This is a genomic window from Kitasatospora sp. NPDC056327 (assembly GCF_042261735.1).
Classification (GTDB): domain Bacteria; phylum Actinomycetota; class Actinomycetes; order Streptomycetales; family Streptomycetaceae; genus Kitasatospora.
The window spans coordinates 16,438-32,999 of record NZ_JBHJRC010000061.1; the positions used below are offsets into that span (position 1 = coordinate 16,438).

Annotated in this window: 15 protein-coding genes and 1 tRNA gene; 14 read left to right on the forward strand and 2 right to left on the reverse strand. The window is 73.5% G+C overall.

What is annotated here, in order from left to right:
- Positions 1-60: 60 nt before the first annotated feature.
- Positions 61-145, reverse strand: a tRNA-Leu gene (locus tag ACFCX4_RS12005).
- 330 nt (positions 146-475) lie between these two features.
- Between ACFCX4_RS12005 and ACFCX4_RS12010 the strand changes: the two genes are divergently transcribed.
- On the forward strand, positions 476-1,036 hold the full coding sequence (locus tag ACFCX4_RS12010; RefSeq protein ID WP_376141050.1) for an ATP-binding protein: 561 nt from the start codon (positions 476-478) through the stop codon (positions 1,034-1,036).
- A gap of 71 nt (positions 1,037-1,107) precedes the next feature.
- Here the strand turns inward: ACFCX4_RS12010 and idi are convergent, their stop codons facing one another.
- Entirely contained in the window at positions 1,108-1,812 is a 705-nt protein-coding gene (gene idi / locus ACFCX4_RS12015) for an isopentenyl-diphosphate Delta-isomerase (protein WP_376141052.1), read from the reverse strand.
- Positions 1,813-2,164: 352 nt separating this feature from the next.
- Between idi and ACFCX4_RS12020 the strand changes: the two genes are divergently transcribed.
- The 13 genes from ACFCX4_RS12020 to hpnH all read left to right on the forward strand — a co-directional run bounded on the left by ACFCX4_RS12020 (position 2,165) and on the right by hpnH (position 16,545).
- Positions 2,165-2,920 carry a sugar phosphate nucleotidyltransferase gene (locus ACFCX4_RS12020; protein ID WP_376141054.1) on the forward strand — a complete coding sequence of 252 codons (756 nt, stop codon included), beginning with the start codon at positions 2,165-2,167 and terminating at the stop codon, positions 2,918-2,920.
- Positions 2,908-3,981, forward strand: coding sequence for an iron-containing alcohol dehydrogenase family protein (locus ACFCX4_RS12025; protein WP_376141056.1), 1,074 nt, complete (start codon positions 2,908-2,910; stop codon positions 3,979-3,981). The genes ACFCX4_RS12020 and ACFCX4_RS12025 overlap by 13 nt, the downstream gene beginning before the upstream one ends.
- 91 nt (positions 3,982-4,072) lie before the next feature.
- Positions 4,073-4,810 (forward strand): CDP-alcohol phosphatidyltransferase family protein, encoded by a 738-nt coding sequence (locus ACFCX4_RS12030; RefSeq protein ID WP_376141072.1) that lies wholly within the window; start codon positions 4,073-4,075, stop codon positions 4,808-4,810.
- A 92-nt stretch (positions 4,811-4,902) separates the two neighbouring features.
- Positions 4,903-5,748 (forward strand): glycosyltransferase family 2 protein, encoded by an 846-nt coding sequence (locus ACFCX4_RS12035; RefSeq protein ID WP_376141074.1) that lies wholly within the window; start codon positions 4,903-4,905, stop codon positions 5,746-5,748.
- Between the two features lie 149 nt (positions 5,749-5,897).
- A complete protein-coding gene (locus tag ACFCX4_RS12040; RefSeq protein WP_376141058.1) occupies positions 5,898-6,833 on the forward strand; it encodes an ABC transporter permease in 936 nt (311 codons plus the stop codon).
- Between the two features lie 34 nt (positions 6,834-6,867).
- Positions 6,868-7,671, forward strand: a complete 804-nt coding sequence (locus ACFCX4_RS12045) for an ABC transporter ATP-binding protein (RefSeq protein ID WP_376141076.1) — start codon at positions 6,868-6,870, stop codon at positions 7,669-7,671.
- A 356-nt stretch (positions 7,672-8,027) separates the two neighbouring features.
- Entirely contained in the window at positions 8,028-8,969 is a 942-nt protein-coding gene (hpnC, locus tag ACFCX4_RS12050; protein ID WP_376141078.1) for a squalene synthase HpnC, read from the forward strand.
- A gap of 41 nt (positions 8,970-9,010) precedes the next feature.
- A complete protein-coding gene (hpnD, locus tag ACFCX4_RS12055) occupies positions 9,011-9,868 on the forward strand; it encodes a presqualene diphosphate synthase HpnD (RefSeq protein WP_376141080.1) in 858 nt (285 codons plus the stop codon).
- 166 nt (positions 9,869-10,034) lie between these two features.
- Entirely contained in the window at positions 10,035-11,468 is a 1,434-nt protein-coding gene (hpnE, locus tag ACFCX4_RS12060) for a hydroxysqualene dehydroxylase HpnE (protein ID WP_376141060.1), read from the forward strand.
- A 170-nt stretch (positions 11,469-11,638) separates the two neighbouring features.
- Positions 11,639-12,727, forward strand: coding sequence for a polyprenyl synthetase family protein (locus tag ACFCX4_RS12065; RefSeq protein WP_376141062.1), 1,089 nt, complete (start codon positions 11,639-11,641; stop codon positions 12,725-12,727).
- A 7-nt stretch (positions 12,728-12,734) separates the two neighbouring features.
- Positions 12,735-14,825, forward strand: coding sequence for a squalene--hopene cyclase (gene shc, locus ACFCX4_RS12070; RefSeq protein WP_376141064.1), 2,091 nt, complete (start codon positions 12,735-12,737; stop codon positions 14,823-14,825).
- A complete protein-coding gene (locus ACFCX4_RS12075) occupies positions 14,822-15,517 on the forward strand; it encodes a 1-hydroxy-2-methyl-2-butenyl 4-diphosphate reductase (RefSeq protein ID WP_376141066.1) in 696 nt (231 codons plus the stop codon). Before shc ends, ACFCX4_RS12075 begins: the two co-directional genes overlap by 4 nt.
- A gap of 2 nt (positions 15,518-15,519) precedes the next feature.
- A complete protein-coding gene (gene hpnH / locus ACFCX4_RS12080; RefSeq protein WP_376141068.1) occupies positions 15,520-16,545 on the forward strand; it encodes an adenosyl-hopene transferase HpnH in 1,026 nt (341 codons plus the stop codon).
- Positions 16,546-16,562 lie beyond the last annotated feature (17 nt).

Below are 16,562 nucleotides of genomic sequence, written 5' to 3' on the forward strand. Positions count from 1 at the left end.
AACACGGAAAAGACCTCGGGCCGGACGAATGATCGTCCGACCCGAGGTCTTTTCGCTCTGTGTCCGAGGGGGGACTTGAACCCCCACGCCCGATAAAGGGCACTAGCACCTCAAGCTAGCGCGTCTGCCATTCCGCCACCCGGACCGGGTGTGTGCTCCGGGGGATTTCTGCTCGCCCCCTCGGCGACAGAGAGAACATTACCAGGGTTTCGGGGTGCTTCTCACCTGCGTTTCCCCGGTCGGGATGGTGGGGGTGGTCGGTGCGGATCGGCGGTGTGCGCGAAGCGGTGGTTCGACGGCGGTAAACGGTCGAGTTGCGGTCGGTGAACAGTCGGGAACGGGCCGGGGCGGTCCGACACGGGCAAGTTGTCGACGGTGCCACGGCCCCGGGGGCGGCTCTCCTAGCCTCTGTGCACCGAGGGCGCCATGAGCGGAACGCCTGATTCCCGGGGTCGCGGACGAAGGGCGGCTGGACGTGGAGCGGATCAGCGAGGAAGAGGCGGCGGAGACGCCGGAGAAACGGACGACCGCCGGTCGGAGGGCGGGGAGAGCGGGGAGGGCGGGCGGCGCGGACGGGAAGCCGGACGCGGCGGCGCCCGGCGGTCCCGCGGAGGGCGTCTGGCGGTTCACGGTGCCGGCCGAGCAGGCCTCGGTGCCGCGCACCCGGCACGCGGTGCGCGACCGGCTGCTCGCGCAGGGGCTGGCGGAGATCCGCTACCAGGAGCTGGTGGACGACCTGCTGCTGATCGTCTCGGAGCTGGTCGGCAACGCGGTGACGCACGCCGCGGAGCTGTCGCCGGAGGTGACCACCGAGCTGGCGGTCCGGGGCGGCTGGGTGCGGGTCTCCGTCGAGGACGGCGACCCGTACCGGCCGAAGGCCCTGGTGGCCGACACCGGCCGGACCGGCGGGCGCGGGCTGCTGCTGGTGAAGAGCGTCACGCTGCAGGCCGGCGGGGTCTGCGACGTGGAGCAGGCGAGGGAGGGCGGCAAGGTCATCTGGGCCTCGCTGCCGCTCCCCCGGGAGCGGCGGGACTGAGCGGCGGGACCGGGCGCCGCGACCCGGCCGCCCGGCCCGGGCGGCCGGGACCGGGGCCCCGGCGGCAGCGGCTACCAGTCGTTCCCGGCGATCTCGCGGATCCCCGGCAGGGCGGCGTCGAAGACGGTCCGGAACCACACCGAGAACGGCCGCTCCGCCTCCAGCTCGCGCAGTTCGGCGGCGGTCACGAAGGCGTGGTCGTCGACCTCCTCCGGGTCCGGCCGCACCGGCCCGGTGACCAGGCCGACGAACAGGTGGTTCCACTCCCGCTCGATCAGCCCGGACGCCTCGTCCGGCAGGTCGTAGCGGACGGTGCCCGCCTCGCAGAGCAGCGCCGGCGCGACGCCCAGCTCCTCCGCGGTCCGCCGGGCGGCGGCCACGAACGGCTGCTCGTCGGGGTAGGGGTGACCGCAGCAGGTGTTCGACCAGACGCCGGGGGAGTGGTACTTGCCCAGGGCCCGGCGCTGGAGCAGCAGCCGGCCCTGCCGGTCGAAGAGGAACACCGAGAACGCCCGGTGCAGCCGGCCGGGCTGCTGGTGGGCCCAGAGCTTCTCCGCGGTGCCGATCGTCACGCCCTCGTCGTCCACCAGCTCCAGCAGGATCTCCTCCGGCGTGCCGACGGCCCGCACGACGGCGTCCACGTCCGTCTCCACGTCCAGACCGGTGTCCAGACCCGTGTCCAGGCCGGTGGCGGAGCGGGCGTCCGGACCGGTCCCGGGGCGGGTGGCCGGTCCGGCGGCGGCGGTCGGGTCGGTCGGCAGGCTCTGGGACGGCATGAGGCCTCTTTCGGACAGCTTCGGGAGCATCGGGGGCAACCACGGCACGCACCGGTGGCATCGCGCCCCAGTCTGCCGTACGGGTGGCACCGCGCAGGGGTCCCACGCACAACCGGGCGGGATGGGGGCGCCGGGGGCCGTGTATGACCGTCCGATTAGCAGACCTGTTCGGAATGTGTTCGATCCGTGTTCGACTCCACGGCCGCGTTCGGGCTGGTCGCCGTGGTCGCCTACCATCACATAGGACACCGCGGCCGTACCCCGGCGGCCCCGGCGCGCCACCGCCGGTCACCCGGAAGCGTCCCGGAGCCGCGCGCGGCCGCGCACCGCACGACGGATCAGGAGACCCCGCATGATCGGCCTCGTTCTGGCAGCCGGCGCCGGCCGCCGGCTGCGCCCGTACACCGACACCCTGCCCAAGGCGCTGGTGCCGGTCGACGGGGAGCGGACCGTCCTGGACCTCACCCTCGGCAACTTCGCCGAGGTCGGCCTGCGCGAGGCGGCGATCGTCGTCGGCTACCGCAAGGAGGCGGTGGAGGAGCGCAGGGACGCCCTCGAAAGGAAGTACGGCGTCAAGCTCACCCTGGTCGAGAACGACAAGGCCGAGGAGTGGAACAACGCCTACTCCCTCTGGTGCGCCCGCGACCTCTTCACCGAGGGCCTGCTGCTCGCCAACGGCGACACCGTCCACCCGGCCTCGGTCCAGCGCACCATGCTGGAGGGCAACGCCCGGCTGGCCGCCGAGGGCCGCGCCCCCGGCATCCTGCTCGCCCTCGACACGGTGAAGACGCTCGCCGACGAGGAGATGAAGGTCGTGGTCCACCCGACCGCCGGCATGCGCCGCATCACCAAGCTGATGGACCCGGCCGAGGCCACCGGCGAGTACATCGGCGTCACCGTGATCAACCCGGAGGCCGCCGCCGACCTCGCCGACGCGCTGCGCACCACCTACGAGCGCGACCCGCAGCTGTACTACGAGGACGGTTACCAGGAGATGGTCGACCGCGGCCTGCGGATCGACGTCCAGCCGATCGGCGAGGTCTCCTGGGTCGAGGTCGACAACCACGCCGACCTGGCGAAGGCGCGGGAGATCGCGTGCCAGTACTGACCCGGCTGGTGCCGTCGCCGGTCTTCGTGGAGATCCGCCCCGGCGCGCTGGACTCGCTCGGCGGCATCCTCGCCGACCAGCGGCTGTCCGCCTCGGGCCGGATCGCGGTCGCGATCAGCAACGGCTCGGGCTCGGTGCTGCGCGCCCGGCTGGAGCCCGCGCTGCCCGGCGCCGACTGGTACAGCGTCGAGGACGGCGACCTCGACAGCGCGGTCCGGCTCGCGGACGAGATCCGCGGCGGCGTGCGCGGCGGCCACTACGACACCGTCGTCGCCCTCGGCGGCGGCAAGATCATCGACGTGGCCAAGTACGCCGCCGCGCGGATCGGCCTGCCGCTGGTCTCCGTCCCGACCAACCTCGCCCACGACGGCATCTGCTCGCCCGTCTCCACCCTCGACAACGACGCCGGGCGGGGCTCCTACGGGGTGCCCAGCCCGATCGGCATCGTGATCGACCTGGACGTGATCCAGGGCGCCCCGCCGCGCTTCGTCGCGGCCGGCATCGGCGACATCGTCTCCAACATCTCGGCCTGTGCCGACTGGGAGCTGTCGCACGCCGAGACCGGCGAACCGGTGGACGGCCTGGCCGTCGCGATGGCCCGCTCGGCCGGCGAGAACCTGCTGCGCCACCCCGGGAACCTCCAGGACCGGGGCTTCCTCACGGCCCTCGCCGAGGCACTGGTACTCTCCGGCATCGCGATGAACATCGCGGGCAGCACCCGGCCCTCGTCGGGTGCCTGCCACGAGATCTCGCATGCCCTGGACGTGCTGTATCCCAAGCGGTCCGCCCAGCACGGTGAGCAGGTGGGCCTCGGCGCCGCCTTCGCCAGCTTCCTGCGGGGCGAGCGCGAGCTGACCGGTCTGATCGTGGAGCGCCTGGCGCACCACGGCCTCCCGGTGACCGCGGAGCAGATCGGTTTCACCGAGGCGGAGTTCACCGATGCGGTGCACTACGCTCCGAACACCCGGCCGGGCCGCTTCACCATCCTTGAGCACCTCGACCTCTCCCCTTCCGCAATCAGGGACGCGTACGCCGACTATGTCCAAGCCGTCAACAGCTGACCGCTCCGCCGCGGGGTCCACGCCGCCGCCGGTGGACCTGACCCGCCGGCCCTCGATCGAGGAGCTGCGCGCGGTGATCCACCCGGCGGGCATGCTCCAGCGCCGCAGCGCCGAGCACTGGGCCGGCCGGCTCTACATGCGGAAGATCTCGCTGCGGATCACCCGGGTGCTCTCCACCGTGACGGTGATCACGCCCAACGGCCTGACGTACCTGATGATGCTCACCGGCATCCTGGCCGGCGCCGCGCTGATCGTCCCGGGGATCACCGGAGCGGTGCTGGCGGCCCTGCTCATCCAGGTGTACCTGCTGCTCGACTGCGTGGACGGCGAGGTGGCCCGCTGGCGCCGGCAGACCTCGCTCACCGGCGTCTACCTGGACCGGGTCGGCCACTACATGTCCGAGGCGGCGCTGCTGACCGGCCTCGGCCTGCGCGCCACCGACCTGCTCCACCGCGAGGGCTCCGCCGCGCAGTGGGAGTGGGCCTTCCTCGGCACCCTGGCCGCGCTCGGCGCGATCCTGATCAAGTCGGAGACCGACCTGGTCGACGTCGCCCGCGCCCGCAGCGGCCTGACGGCGGTCGAGGACAGCGCCTCGGTGCCGCGCTCGGCCGGCGTCGCCAAGGCCCGCCGGGTCGCCTCGCTGCTGAAGTTCCACCGGCTGGTCGGCGCGGTCGAGGCCTCGCTGTTCATCCTGGCCGCGGGCATCGCCGACCTCGTCCACGGCGGTCTCTTCTTCACCCGGATCGCGGTCGTCGTGCTGGCCGCGATCGCCATGCTGCAGACCGTCCTGCACCTGCTGAGCATCGTCCTGTCGAGCAGGCTCCGGTGAGCGGCGCGACGGGGACCGGCCCCGGGGAGAGCGCCGTGCGGACCGGCCCGGCCGGCGCCGAGGCCTTCCGGCTCGGCGCGGTGATCATCACCATGGGCAACCGCCCCGAGGAACTGACCGCGCTGATCGAGTCGGTCCGCGCCCAGGAGGGCCCGGCCGTCGAGCTGGCCGTGGTCGCCAACGGCGCCCCGCTGCCCCCGCTGCCGCCGGGCGTGCGCTCGGTCGAGCTGCCGGAGAACCTCGGCATCCCGGGCGGCCGCAACGTCGGCATCGAGCTGTTCGGCCCCGACGGCCGGGACGTCGACGCGGTGCTGTTCCTGGACGACGACGGCCGGCTGCCCGGCACCGACTCGGCCCGCCTGCTGCGCGAGGCGTTCACCGCGGACCCGGCCCTGGGCATCGTGAGCTTCCGGATCGCCGACCCGGACACCGGCGTCACCCAGCGCCGGCACGTCCCCCGGCTGCGCGCCAGCGACCCGCTGCGCTCCTCCCGGGTGACCACCTTCCTGGGCGGTGCGAGCGCGGTGCGGTGCGCCGTCTTCGGGAACGCCGGCCAGCTGCCCGCCGAGTTCTTCTACGCGCACGAGGAGACCGACCTCGCCTGGCGCGCGGCGGACGCCGGCTGGGCCATCGACTACCGGGCCGACGTGGTGCTCCACCACCCGACCACCTCGCCCGCCCGGCACGCGACGTACTTCCACAACGTGGCCCGGAACAGGGTTTGGCTCGCCAGGCGGAACCTTCCGGGCCCGTTGGTGCCTCTATACCTGGGAACCTGGTTCCTGCTGACGCTGGCCCGCCGCCCCTCCCCGGAGGCGTTCAAGGCCTGGCTCGGCGGGTTCCGGGCGGGCTGGCGCGAACCCTGCGGTGCGCGGCGGCCCATGCGATGGCGTACCGTTTGGCGACTGACCAGGCTGGGCCGACCGCCGGTCATCTGATCCGTCCGGCGACCGGACGCCAGATCGGTCGCCAGGCCGGTTCCACACCGGCCGCACTCCCCCCGAGATCCGAGTGGATCCCCATCGGCGCAAGGCCGGCGGACCCCCGCCGACCGGCTCGCCCCGACGATCCCGCGCGAAGGACGAATGTGTCGACAGTGAGTGAACCCGTCAGCCTCTCAGCCCCGAGGGGGGCGGACGCGGGCCTGACCCCCAAGCAGCTTGCGGACAAGTACGGCCTGACGGTGAGCGGCAGACGGCCCGGTCTGTTCGCCTACTCCAGGCAGCTCTGGGCCCGGCGTCACTTCATCTGGGCCTTCGCGACCGCGCGCCTGGTGGCCCAGTACACCGACGCCAAGCTCGGCCAGATCTGGCAGGTCGTGACCCCGCTGCTCAACTGCGCGGTGTTCTACCTCGTCTTCGGCGAGATCCTGAGCAACAAGGACGACAACCCGTACTACGTCGCCTGGCTCTGCATCGGCGTCTTCATCTTCCAGTTCACCCAGAACGCCGTGCAGTCCGGCACCCGGGCGATCGCGGACAACCTCGGCCTGATCCGGGCGCTGCACTTCCCGCGCGCCTCGCTGCCGATCGCGTTCACCGTGATCCAGCTCCAGCAGCTGCTCATCTCGATGGTCGTGCTGTTCGCGGTGGTCCTGCTGAACGGCATCGAGCCCGGCCGCACCTGGATCCTGGTGGTCCCGGCGCTGGTGCTGCAGTCGATGTTCAACACCGGTGTCGCCCTGATCTTCGCCCGGGTCGGAGCCAAGACCAGCGACATCTCCCAGCTGATCCCGTTCGCGATGCGCGCCTGGCTGTTCCTCTCCGGCGTCATGTACAGCATCACCGACAAGATCAAGGAGTGGCCGGAGTTCTGGCAGAAGGTGATGGAGCTCAACCCGGCCTCCGTCTACATCGACCTGGTCCGCCACGCGCTCGCGCCGATCATCTACAACAAGCACCAGCAGCAGTTCCTGGAGTTCCCCCCGCACCAGTGGAAGTACGGCATCGCCTGGGGTGTGGGCATGCTGGTCATCGGATACGTCTTCTTCTGGAAGGCTGAGGAGGAGTACGGCCGTGGCTGACACCGACGTGCGAGGGACCGAACTGCGCAAGGACCTGAAGGACGCCGCCCCGCTCCGCAAGGTGTTCGACGCGGACGTCGCCCGCGAGCCCACCGTCGTCGTCGACGACGTGCACATCGTCTACCGGGTGCACGGCGCCGGCTCCGGCAAGGGCAGCGCCACCTCGGCGCTCAGCCGGATCATCAGCCGCAAGCGCGGCTCCGGCGTCCGCGAGGTGCACGCGGTGAAGGGCGTCAGCTTCACCGCGTACAAGGGCGAGGCCATCGGCCTGATCGGCTCCAACGGCTCCGGCAAGTCCACCATGCTGGCGGCCATCGCCGGTCTGCTGCCGACCGAGAAGGGCGGCATCTACACCAACGGCCAGCCCTCGCTGCTCGGTGTCAACGCCGCGCTGATGAACGAGCTGACCGGCGAGCGCAACGTCGTCCTCGGCTGCCTGGCCATGGGGATGTCGCCGTCCGACGTGCGGCGCCGCTACCAGGACATCGTCGACTTCTCGGGCATCAACGAGAAGGGCGACTTCATCTCGCTGCCGATGCGCACCTACTCCTCCGGCATGGGCGCCCGTCTGCGCTTCGCGATCGCCGCGGCCAAGACCCACGACGTGCTGCTCATCGACGAGGCCCTCGCCACCGGCGACCAGGCCTTCCAGAAGCGCAGCAAGAAGCGGATCACCGAGCTGCGCGAGGAGGCCGGTACGGTCTTCCTGGTCAGCCACGACAACGCGTCGATCCGCGAGACCTGCGAGCGGACCATCTGGATCGAGGCCGGCGAGCTCGTCATGGACGGCCCGACCGAGGAGGTCGTCCGCCGCTACGAGCGCGGCGAGCGCCCGTAGCGCCCCACCCGACCGCGCGGCGGGGCCGGTTCCGGAGCAGATCCGGCACCGGCCCCGCCTCGTTCGTGCGCCCCCGCCCGGCCCGCCGTGCCCCGGGTGGCCCGCCGCCGCCCGGGTGAGCGCCCCGTGCGCCGGGTGAGGCGCTCTTCTCCGGCGCGGACGACGGTGTCAGGCTGTGGGCGCGGGGGTGGTGTGCCGGACGTGACTCCCGTGATCGGACGCGTGTCCGACTCGGGCCGATCACCGGAGCGGTGTAGAACGGGGGAGTGACAGCAGTGTCGGCTTCGGCCCAGCCCAGTAGTGAGTCCCCGCCCGGGGACGGCCGCCCGGAGGGGAGCGCCGCGGAGGCGGCGACCCTGGCCAAGGCGAGCGCGGAGAACTTCCCGGTCGCCCCGTTCTTCCTGCCCGCCGCGTGGCGCGACGACCTCATGACGGTCTACGGCTTCGCCCGGCTGGTGGACGACGCCGGGGACGGCGACCTCCCCGACCCGGCCGGCACCGCCGCGCTGCTCGGCGTACCCGGCCCGCCCCCGCCGCCCGCGCCCGGCACCGCCGAGGACACCTCCCCGGCCCGCCCCGGCCCGGCCGAGACGGCCTTCCGGCTCGCCCTGCTGGACGGCCTGGAGCGCGACCTCGACCGGGTCTTCGAGACGGCCCTCGACCGGACCGGCGCCACCGAGGCCCCCCGCCACCCGCTGATGCGCCCGCTGGTCCCGCTGGTCGACCGGCACGGACTCACCCCGGAGCCGTTCCGCCGGCTCGTCCAGGCCAACCGGGTCGACCAGACCACCGACCGCTACCCCGCCTACGAGGACCTCCTCGGTTACTGCACGCTCTCCGCCGACCCGGTCGGCCGCCTGGTGCTCGCCATCGCCGGCGTCGCCACCCCCGAGCGGATCGCCATGTCCGACGCGATCTGCACCGCCCTGCAGATCGTCGAACACCTCCAGGACGTCGCCGAGGACCGCGCCCGGGGCCGGATCTACCTGCCCGCCGAGGACCTGGAGCGGTTCGGCGTCACCGCGGACGACCTCGCCGCGCCCGCCGCGAGCCCGGCGGTGCGCCGGCTGATCGCCTTCCAGGCCGACCGGGCCCGCACCCTGCTCGACCGCGGTGCGCCATTGGTAGGTACGGTTCGGGGGAGGCTTCGACTGCTCCTGGCGGGATTCACCGCAGGTGGCTACGCGGCCCTGGCGGCCGTCGAGGACGCCGGGTACGACGTACTCGCCCAGCAGGCGAAGCCGGACAAGCGCCGCCTCGCAGCGAGGGCGGCGGCCATCTTCGCGAAGGGAAGGTGAACGCCCGCGTGGCGGCATCACCACTGGCGTCGGCGCCGGTCATGGCGGCCTACCGGTACTGCGAGGCAGTGACCGGGCTGCAGGCCCGCAACTTCAGCTACGGCATCAGGCTGCTGCCGGAGCCGAAGCGGCTGGCCATGTCGGCCCTGTACGCGCTCGCGCGGCGGGTGGACGACATCGGCGACGGCGACCTCCCGGAGGACCGCAAGGCCGAGGCCCTGCTGCGCACCCGGGAGCTGCTCGGCGAGGTCCGGGCCGGCTCCGTCGCGGAGGACGACACCGACCCGATCAAGGTCGCGCTCGCGGACGCCGCCCGGCGCTTCCCGATCCCGCTCGGCGGCTTCGACGAGCTGATCGACGGGGTCGAGATGGACCTCAAGGGCGCCGAGTACCAGACGTACGAGGAGCTGAAGGTCTACTGCCGGTGCGTGGCCGGGTCGGTCGGACGGCTGTCGCTCGGCGTCTACGGCTGTGACGACCCCGAGCGCGGCGCGCGCTACGCGGACACCCTCGGCCTGGCGCTCCAGCTCACCAACATCCTGCGCGACCTGCGCGAGGACGCCCTGAACGGCCGTACCTACCTGCCCGCCGAGGACCTCGTCCGGTTCGGCTGCCAGGAGGGCTTCACGCGGTCCAGACCGCCGGTCGGCGCCGACTTCACCGGCCTGATCGCCTTCGAGGCGGGCCGCGCCCAGGCCGCCTTCGAGGAGGGCCTGCGGCTGCTGCCGATGCTCGACCGCCGCAGCCGGGCCTGCACCGCCGCCATGGCGGGCATCTACCACCGGCTGCTCGGCCGGATCGCCGCCGACCCGGAGTCGGTGCTGCGCGGCCGGGTGTCGCTGCCGGGCTGGGAGAAGGCGTACGTGGCGCTTTCCGGGCTCGCCGGGGGGCGTTCTTGATTCTCGCCACAGTTCTGTCACGCTGTGTCAACGGGGAATCACTGATGGACAGAGCCCTGTTGACCGCTGTGCCGGACCCGACCGCACTGGTCCCCGCTCCGGCCCCACTGACCAAGGGCGCTCCGGCCACGACCGGACCGGGCGCGGCACGCGAGGGGGAGGTCCGATGACCGGGCGAGCCGACTCCGCGCGCCCGGCCGCCGTCGTGGTCGGCGGCGGCCTCGCGGGCGTCACCGCCGCACTGCGGCTGGCCGAGGCCGGCCACCGGGTCACCCTCGCCGAGGGCCGCCCCCGGCTGGGCGGCCTGGCCTTCTCGTTCCAGCGCGGCGAGCTGACCGTCGACAACGGCCAGCACGTCCACCTCCGCTGCTGCACCGCCTACCGGGGCCTGCTGGAGCGGCTCGGGGCCCAGCGCCTGGTCCGCCTCCAGGAGCGCCTGGAGGTGCCCGTCCTGGGCGTCTCCGGGCCCGCCGGCGCACCGGTGCGCACCCTCGGCCGGCTCTCCCGCGCCGCGCTGCCCGTGCCGCTGCACCTGGCGGGCAGCCTGGCCGGCTACCCGCACCTGGGCCCGGCCGACCGGGCCCGGGTGGTCCGCGGCGCGCTCGCGCTGCGCCGCCTCGACCTCGCCGACCCGGCGCTGGACGCGGTCTCCTTCGGCGACTGGCTGCGCCGCAACGGCCAGAACGCCCGGACCCTCGCCGCGCTGTGGGACCTCGTCGGCGTGGCCACCCTGAACGCGCGGGCCGACCAGGTCTCGCTGGCGCTCGCCGCCATGGTGTTCAAGACCGGTCTGCTCTCCGACCCGGGGGCCTCCGACATCGGCGCGGCCTCCGTCCCGCTCGGCACGATCCACCACGACCGGGCGCTCGCCGAACTGGAGCGCGCCGGGGTGAAGGTGCTGCTGCGGGCCCGGGTGACCGAACTCAAGCCGGCCGTCCCGCAGCACGCCGTCCGGCTGGAGGGCGTCGACGAGCCGCTCGCCGCCGAGACCGTGGTGCTGGCCGGCGCCCAGGACACCGCGGCGGCCCTGCTGCCGCCGGACGCGATCGAGCGGCAGGACCGGCTCACCGCGCTGGGCACCGCGCCGATCCTCAACGTGCACGTGATCTACGACCGGCGGGTGCTGCGCCGGCCGTTCTTCGCCGCGCTCGGCTCACCGGTCCAGTGGGTCTTCGACCGTACCCCGCACTCCGGCCTGGCCGGCACCGCGCTCGGCGCGGCCCACCCGGACGCCCAGTACCTGGCGCTGTCGCAGTCCGCCGTGCAGGACGAGATCGACCTGCCGGTGGCCGAGCTGCGCCGCCGCTACCTGCCGGAGCTCGCCCGGCTGCTGCCCGCCGCCGGCGCGGCCGGGGTGCTGGACTTCTTCGTCACCCGGGAGCGCACCGCCACCTTCGACCCGGCCCCGGGCACGGCCGCGCTGCGGCCCGGCCCGCGCACCGCCGTCCCCGGCCTGCTGCTGGCCGGCGCGTGGACGGCCACCGGCTGGCCCGCGACGATGGAGGGGGCCGTGCGCAGCGGCCACGCGGCCGCCGACGCGGCCCTCACCGGCGGCGGCCCCCGGCCGGTGGACCGCGGTGACGGGAGGTGGCCGAGGTGACCGGCGCCCCGCCCGCCGCGGGCCGCGGCGAGCCCGCCAGAGCCGGCGGTCACCCCATCGGTGCCGGCGGCGCGTCCGCCCGTGCCGGCCGTGGCCCCAACGGCCGCACCACCACCGCCAGCGTCAGGCCGTCCCACGCGGCCAGGCCCCACCAGGGAGAGGGAACGTACGTGGAGTCACGCATCGGCACGGCCGTCGGAGGCACGGCACATGCCGAACCGGTCTCGGTGCCGGAGCTGCTCAACCGCACCCGCGCGCTCTGCACCCCGCCGCTGAGGGCCGCCGTCGCCCGTCTGGCGGCACCCATGGACACCGTCGCGGCGTACCACTTCGGCTGGATCGACCGGGACGGCACCCCGGCCGCCGGGGACGGCGGCAAGGCCGTCCGCCCGGCCCTGGCGCTGCTCTCGGCCCAGGCGACCGGCGCCCCGGCGGAGGCCGGGGTGCCCGGTGGGGTCGCTGTTGAACTGGTGCACAACTTCTCCCTGCTCCATGATGATCTGATGGACGGTGACGAGACCCGGCGCCACCGGGCCACCGCCTGGACGGTCTTCGGTCCGGCCCAGGCGATCCTGGTCGGTGACGCCCTGGCCACGCTCGGTACGGAGGTGCTGCTCGACGCCGCGAGCACCGGCGGCGCCAGTGCCACCGACGCCGCGCGTGCCGTCCGGCTGCTCAACACCGCCAGCCGCCGGCTCATCGACGGCCAGGCGATGGACGTCGCCTTCGAGCAGCGGGACACCGTCAGCGTCGCCGAGTGCCTGGAGATGGAGGGCGGCAAGACCGCGGCGCTGCTCTCCGCCGCCTCGGCGCTGGGCGCCGTCCTGGCCGGGGCCGACGACCGGGTCTCGGACTCCCTCCAGCGCTTCGGCGAGCACCTGGGCCTGGCCTTCCAGGCGGTGGACGACCTGCTCGGCATCTGGGGCGCCACCGAGGTCACCGGCAAGCCGCACTGGGGCGACCTGCGCCAGCGCAAGAAGTCCCTGCCGGTCGCCGCCGCCCTCGCCGAGGGCGGTCCGTCCTCCCGGGAGCTGGCCGAACAGCTCGCCGACCCCAAGGGGCGCGGCGAGGAGAGCGAGACCGAGCTGGCCGCCCGCGCCCTGCTGATCGAGAAGGCCGGCGGGCGCGCCTGGACCCAGGAGGAGGCCCGGCGCCAGCACACGAGTGCCCTCGCCGCGCTGGACGAGGTACCCATGCCCGATGTGGTGCGCGAGCACTTCGTCGCACTCGCCGAATTCGTGGTGGTACGAGAGAGGTGACGTTACGTTGACAGCAACCGCGGACGGCCGGCTCGACCCTGAGTACGATCCCGAGCCGGCCGCGGTGGGCGGCCTCCCCCCGGCGCTGATGGGCGCCGGGCGGCGGCAGCCCGAGGGGTCCGCGCCGCCCGCCCCGGCCGGCCGGACCGAACAGCAGGACGGGGCCGCCTCCGTGGAGGAGGCACTGGCCCGCGCCACCACGCACCTGCTCTCCCTGCAGAGCTCCGAGGGGTGGTGGAAGGGCGATCTGGAGACCAACGTCACCATGGACGCCGAGGACTTACTGCTCCGGCAGTTCCTCGGGATCCGGACCGAGGAGCAGACCAAGGCCACCGCCGAGTGGATCCGCTCCCAGCAGCGCGAGGACGGCACCTGGTCCACCTTCCACGGCGGACCGGCCGAGATCTCCACCACCGTCGAGGCGTACGTCGCCCTGAAACTCGCCGGTGACGACCCCGGCGCCCCGCACATGCAGGCCGCCGCCCGCTGGATCCGCTCCGCCGGCGGCATCGCCGCCGCCCGGGTGTTCACCCGGATCTGGCTCGCGCTCTTCGGCTGGTGGCCCTGGGAACGGCTGCCCGAGATGCCGCCCGAGATCATGTTCCTGCCGAAGTGGCTGCCGCTGAACATCTACGCCTTCGGCTGCTGGGCCCGCCAGACCATCGTCCCGCTGACCATCGTCTCCGCGCACCGTCCCGTGCGCCCGGCCCCCTTCCCGCTCACCGAGCTGCACACCGACCCGGACGACCCCTTCCCGGTCCGCCCGCTCGCCCCCGCCACCAGCTGGGACGGCCTGTTCGAACGCCTCGACAAGGTCCTGCACGCCTACCACCGCCGCGCACTGCGCCCGCTGCGCCGGCTCGCGCTCTCCCAGGCCTGCCGCTGGATCGTCGAGCGCCAGGAGGCCGACGGCTGCTGGGGAGGCATCCAGCCGCCCGCCGTCTACTCGCTGATCGCCCTGCACCTGGAGGGCTACGAGCTCGACCACCCCGTGATGCGGGCCGGACTCGCCTCCTTCGACCGCTTCACCGTCCACACGCCGGACGGCCGCCGCTGGCTGGAGGCCTGCCAGTCCCCGGTCTGGGACACCTGCCTGGCCACCGTCGCCCTGGTCGACGCCGGCGTGCCGGCCGACCACCCGGCGCTGGTCTCCGCCGTCGACTGGATGCTCGGCGAGGAGATCACCAAGCGCGGCGACTGGTCCGTGCAGCGGCCCTCGCTCGCCCCCGGCGGCTGGGCCTTCGAGTTCGAGAACGACACCTACCCGGACATCGACGACACCGCCGAGGTGGTGCTCGCCCTGTGCCGGGTCGCCCACCCCGACCCGGCCAAGGTGGCCGGCTCCGTCGACCGGGCCGTGCGCTGGAACCTCGGCATGCAGTCCAAGAACGGCGCCTGGGGCGCGTTCGACGTCGACAACACCAGCACCCTGCCGAACAAGCTGCCGTTCTGCGACTTCGGCGAGGTCGTCGACCCGCCGTCCGCCGACGTCACCGCCCACGTGGTGGAGATGCTCGCCGAGGTCGGCCAGGGCCAGGACCCGCGCACCCGGCGCGGCGTCGAGTGGCTGCTGCGCAACCAGGAGACGGACGGCTCCTGGTTCGGCCGCTGGGGCACCAACTACATCTACGGCACCGGCTCGGTGCTGCCCGCGCTGGTCGCCGCGGGCGTGCCGGCCGGGCACCCGGCGATCCGCCGGGCCGTGCGCTGGCTGGAGGACCGGCAGAACACCGACGGCGGCTGGGGCGAGGACATGCGCTCCTACGAGGACCCGGAGCGGTGGGCCGGGCGGGGCGACTCCACCGCCTCGCAGACCGCCTGGGCGCTGATGGCGCTGCTGGCGGCCGGGGAGGGGCCGGACGGCCGGGCCAACCCCGCCGTCGAACGCGGCGCCGACTGGCTGGTGCGCACCCAACTGCCCGAGGGCACCTGGGACGAGCCCCAGTTCACCGGGACCGGCTTCCCCTGGGACTTCTCCATCAACTACCACCTCTACCGGCTGGTGTTCCCGGTCACCGCGCTCGGCCGCTACCTGCACGGCAACCCCGCCCCCGGCCGCCCGGCCGCCGGTCCCGCGGCGATCGGGGCGTCCCGGTGACCGCTGCCCCGCTGCTGGTGCTCTGCGCGCTCGGCCCCGAGGTATGGGCCCTGCGCGGCGGGGACTGGCGCGGCGCGTCCGGCGGCCCGCCCGTCGTGGTCCGCACCGGGGTCGGCCGGCGGCGGGCCTCACAGGCCGTCAGAACCCTGCTCACCGCCGCCCCGGGCGGCTACGGCGCCGTCGTGGTGGCCGGTTTCGGCGCCGCCGTCGCACCGGGAATAGCGCCGGGCGACATCATCGTTGCCGACGGGGTGCGCGATGCCGAGGGGAACCACTTCGCCGTCGACTCCGGCCCGGAGCTCACCCGGGCCCTGACCGTGCGCGGCCTGACCGCGCACACCGGTGTGCACCACACCGCGGACCACGTGGTGCGCGGCCTGGAACGGCGGGCCCTGCACCTCCAGGGGGCCCTCGCCGTCGACATGGAGGCCGCCGCCGTACTGGCGGCCCTGCACGAGCTGCGCCCCGCCCTGCCCGCGGCCGTGCTGCGGGTCGTGGTCGACACGCCCGAGCGGGAGCTGCTGCGCCCGGGCACCCTGCCGGCCGGCGTCCGCGCCTTCCGGACCCTGCGGGCCGCGGTGCCCGCGCTGGTCGACTGGCACCTGCGCAACGAACGACCGGACCGTGGCCGCCCCGCGCCCACCGCCCTCGACCACCCCACATCCTCGACGCTCCCCCAGGAGGCGAGCTAGCCATGGCCATGCCGCTGCGCCAGACCGTGCGGGTCGGCACCTACCTGCTGCAGCAGAAGCTGAAGCGACGCGACAAATTCCCGCTGATCGTCGAACTGGAACCGCTCTTCGCCTGCAACCTGGCCTGCGAGGGGTGCGGCAAGATCCAGCACCCGGCCGGCGTGCTGAAGCAGCGGATGCCGGTCGCCCAGGCGGTCGGCGCGGTGCTGGAGTCGGGGGCCCCGATGGTCTCGATCGCCGGCGGCGAGCCGCTGATGCACCCGCAGATCGACGAGATCGTCCGGCAGCTCGTCGAACGCCGCAAGTACGTGTTCCTCTGCACCAACGCGCTGCTGATGCGCAAGAAGCTCGACAGGTTCACCCCCTCGCCGTACTTCACCTTCACCGTGCACATCGACGGGCTGCGCGAGCGGCACGACGCCTCGGTGGCCAAGGAAGGGACCTTCGACGAGGCGGTGGAGGCGATCAAGGAGGCCAAGCGGCGCGGCTTCCGGGTGACCACCAACTCCACCTTCTTCAACACCGACACCCCGCAGACCATCATCGACGTGCTCGACTACCTCAACGACGACCTCAAGGTCGACGAGATGATGATCTCCCCGGCGTTCGCCTACGAGAAGGCGCCCGACCAGGAGCACTTCCTAGGCGTCGAACAGACCCGCGAGCTGTTCCGCAAGACCTTCGCGGGCGGCAACCGGCGCCGCTGGCGGCTCAACCACAGCCCGCTCTTCCTGGACTTCCTGGAGGGCCGGGTCGACTTCGAGTGCACCGCCTGGGGCATCCCCAACTACTCGCTGTTCGGCTGGCAGCGGCCCTGCTACCTGATGGCCGACGGGTACGTGCCGACCTACCGGGAGCTGATCGAGAAGACCGACTGGGACAAGTACGGACGCGGCAAGGACGCCCGGTGCGCCAACTGCATGGCGCACTGCGGCTACGAGCCGACCGCGGTCCTCGCCACCATGGGCTCCCTCAAGGAGTCCCTGCGGGCGATCACGGAGACCGTGAACTCCGGCCGGAGCCGCTGAGCGACACCGTCGGCGGG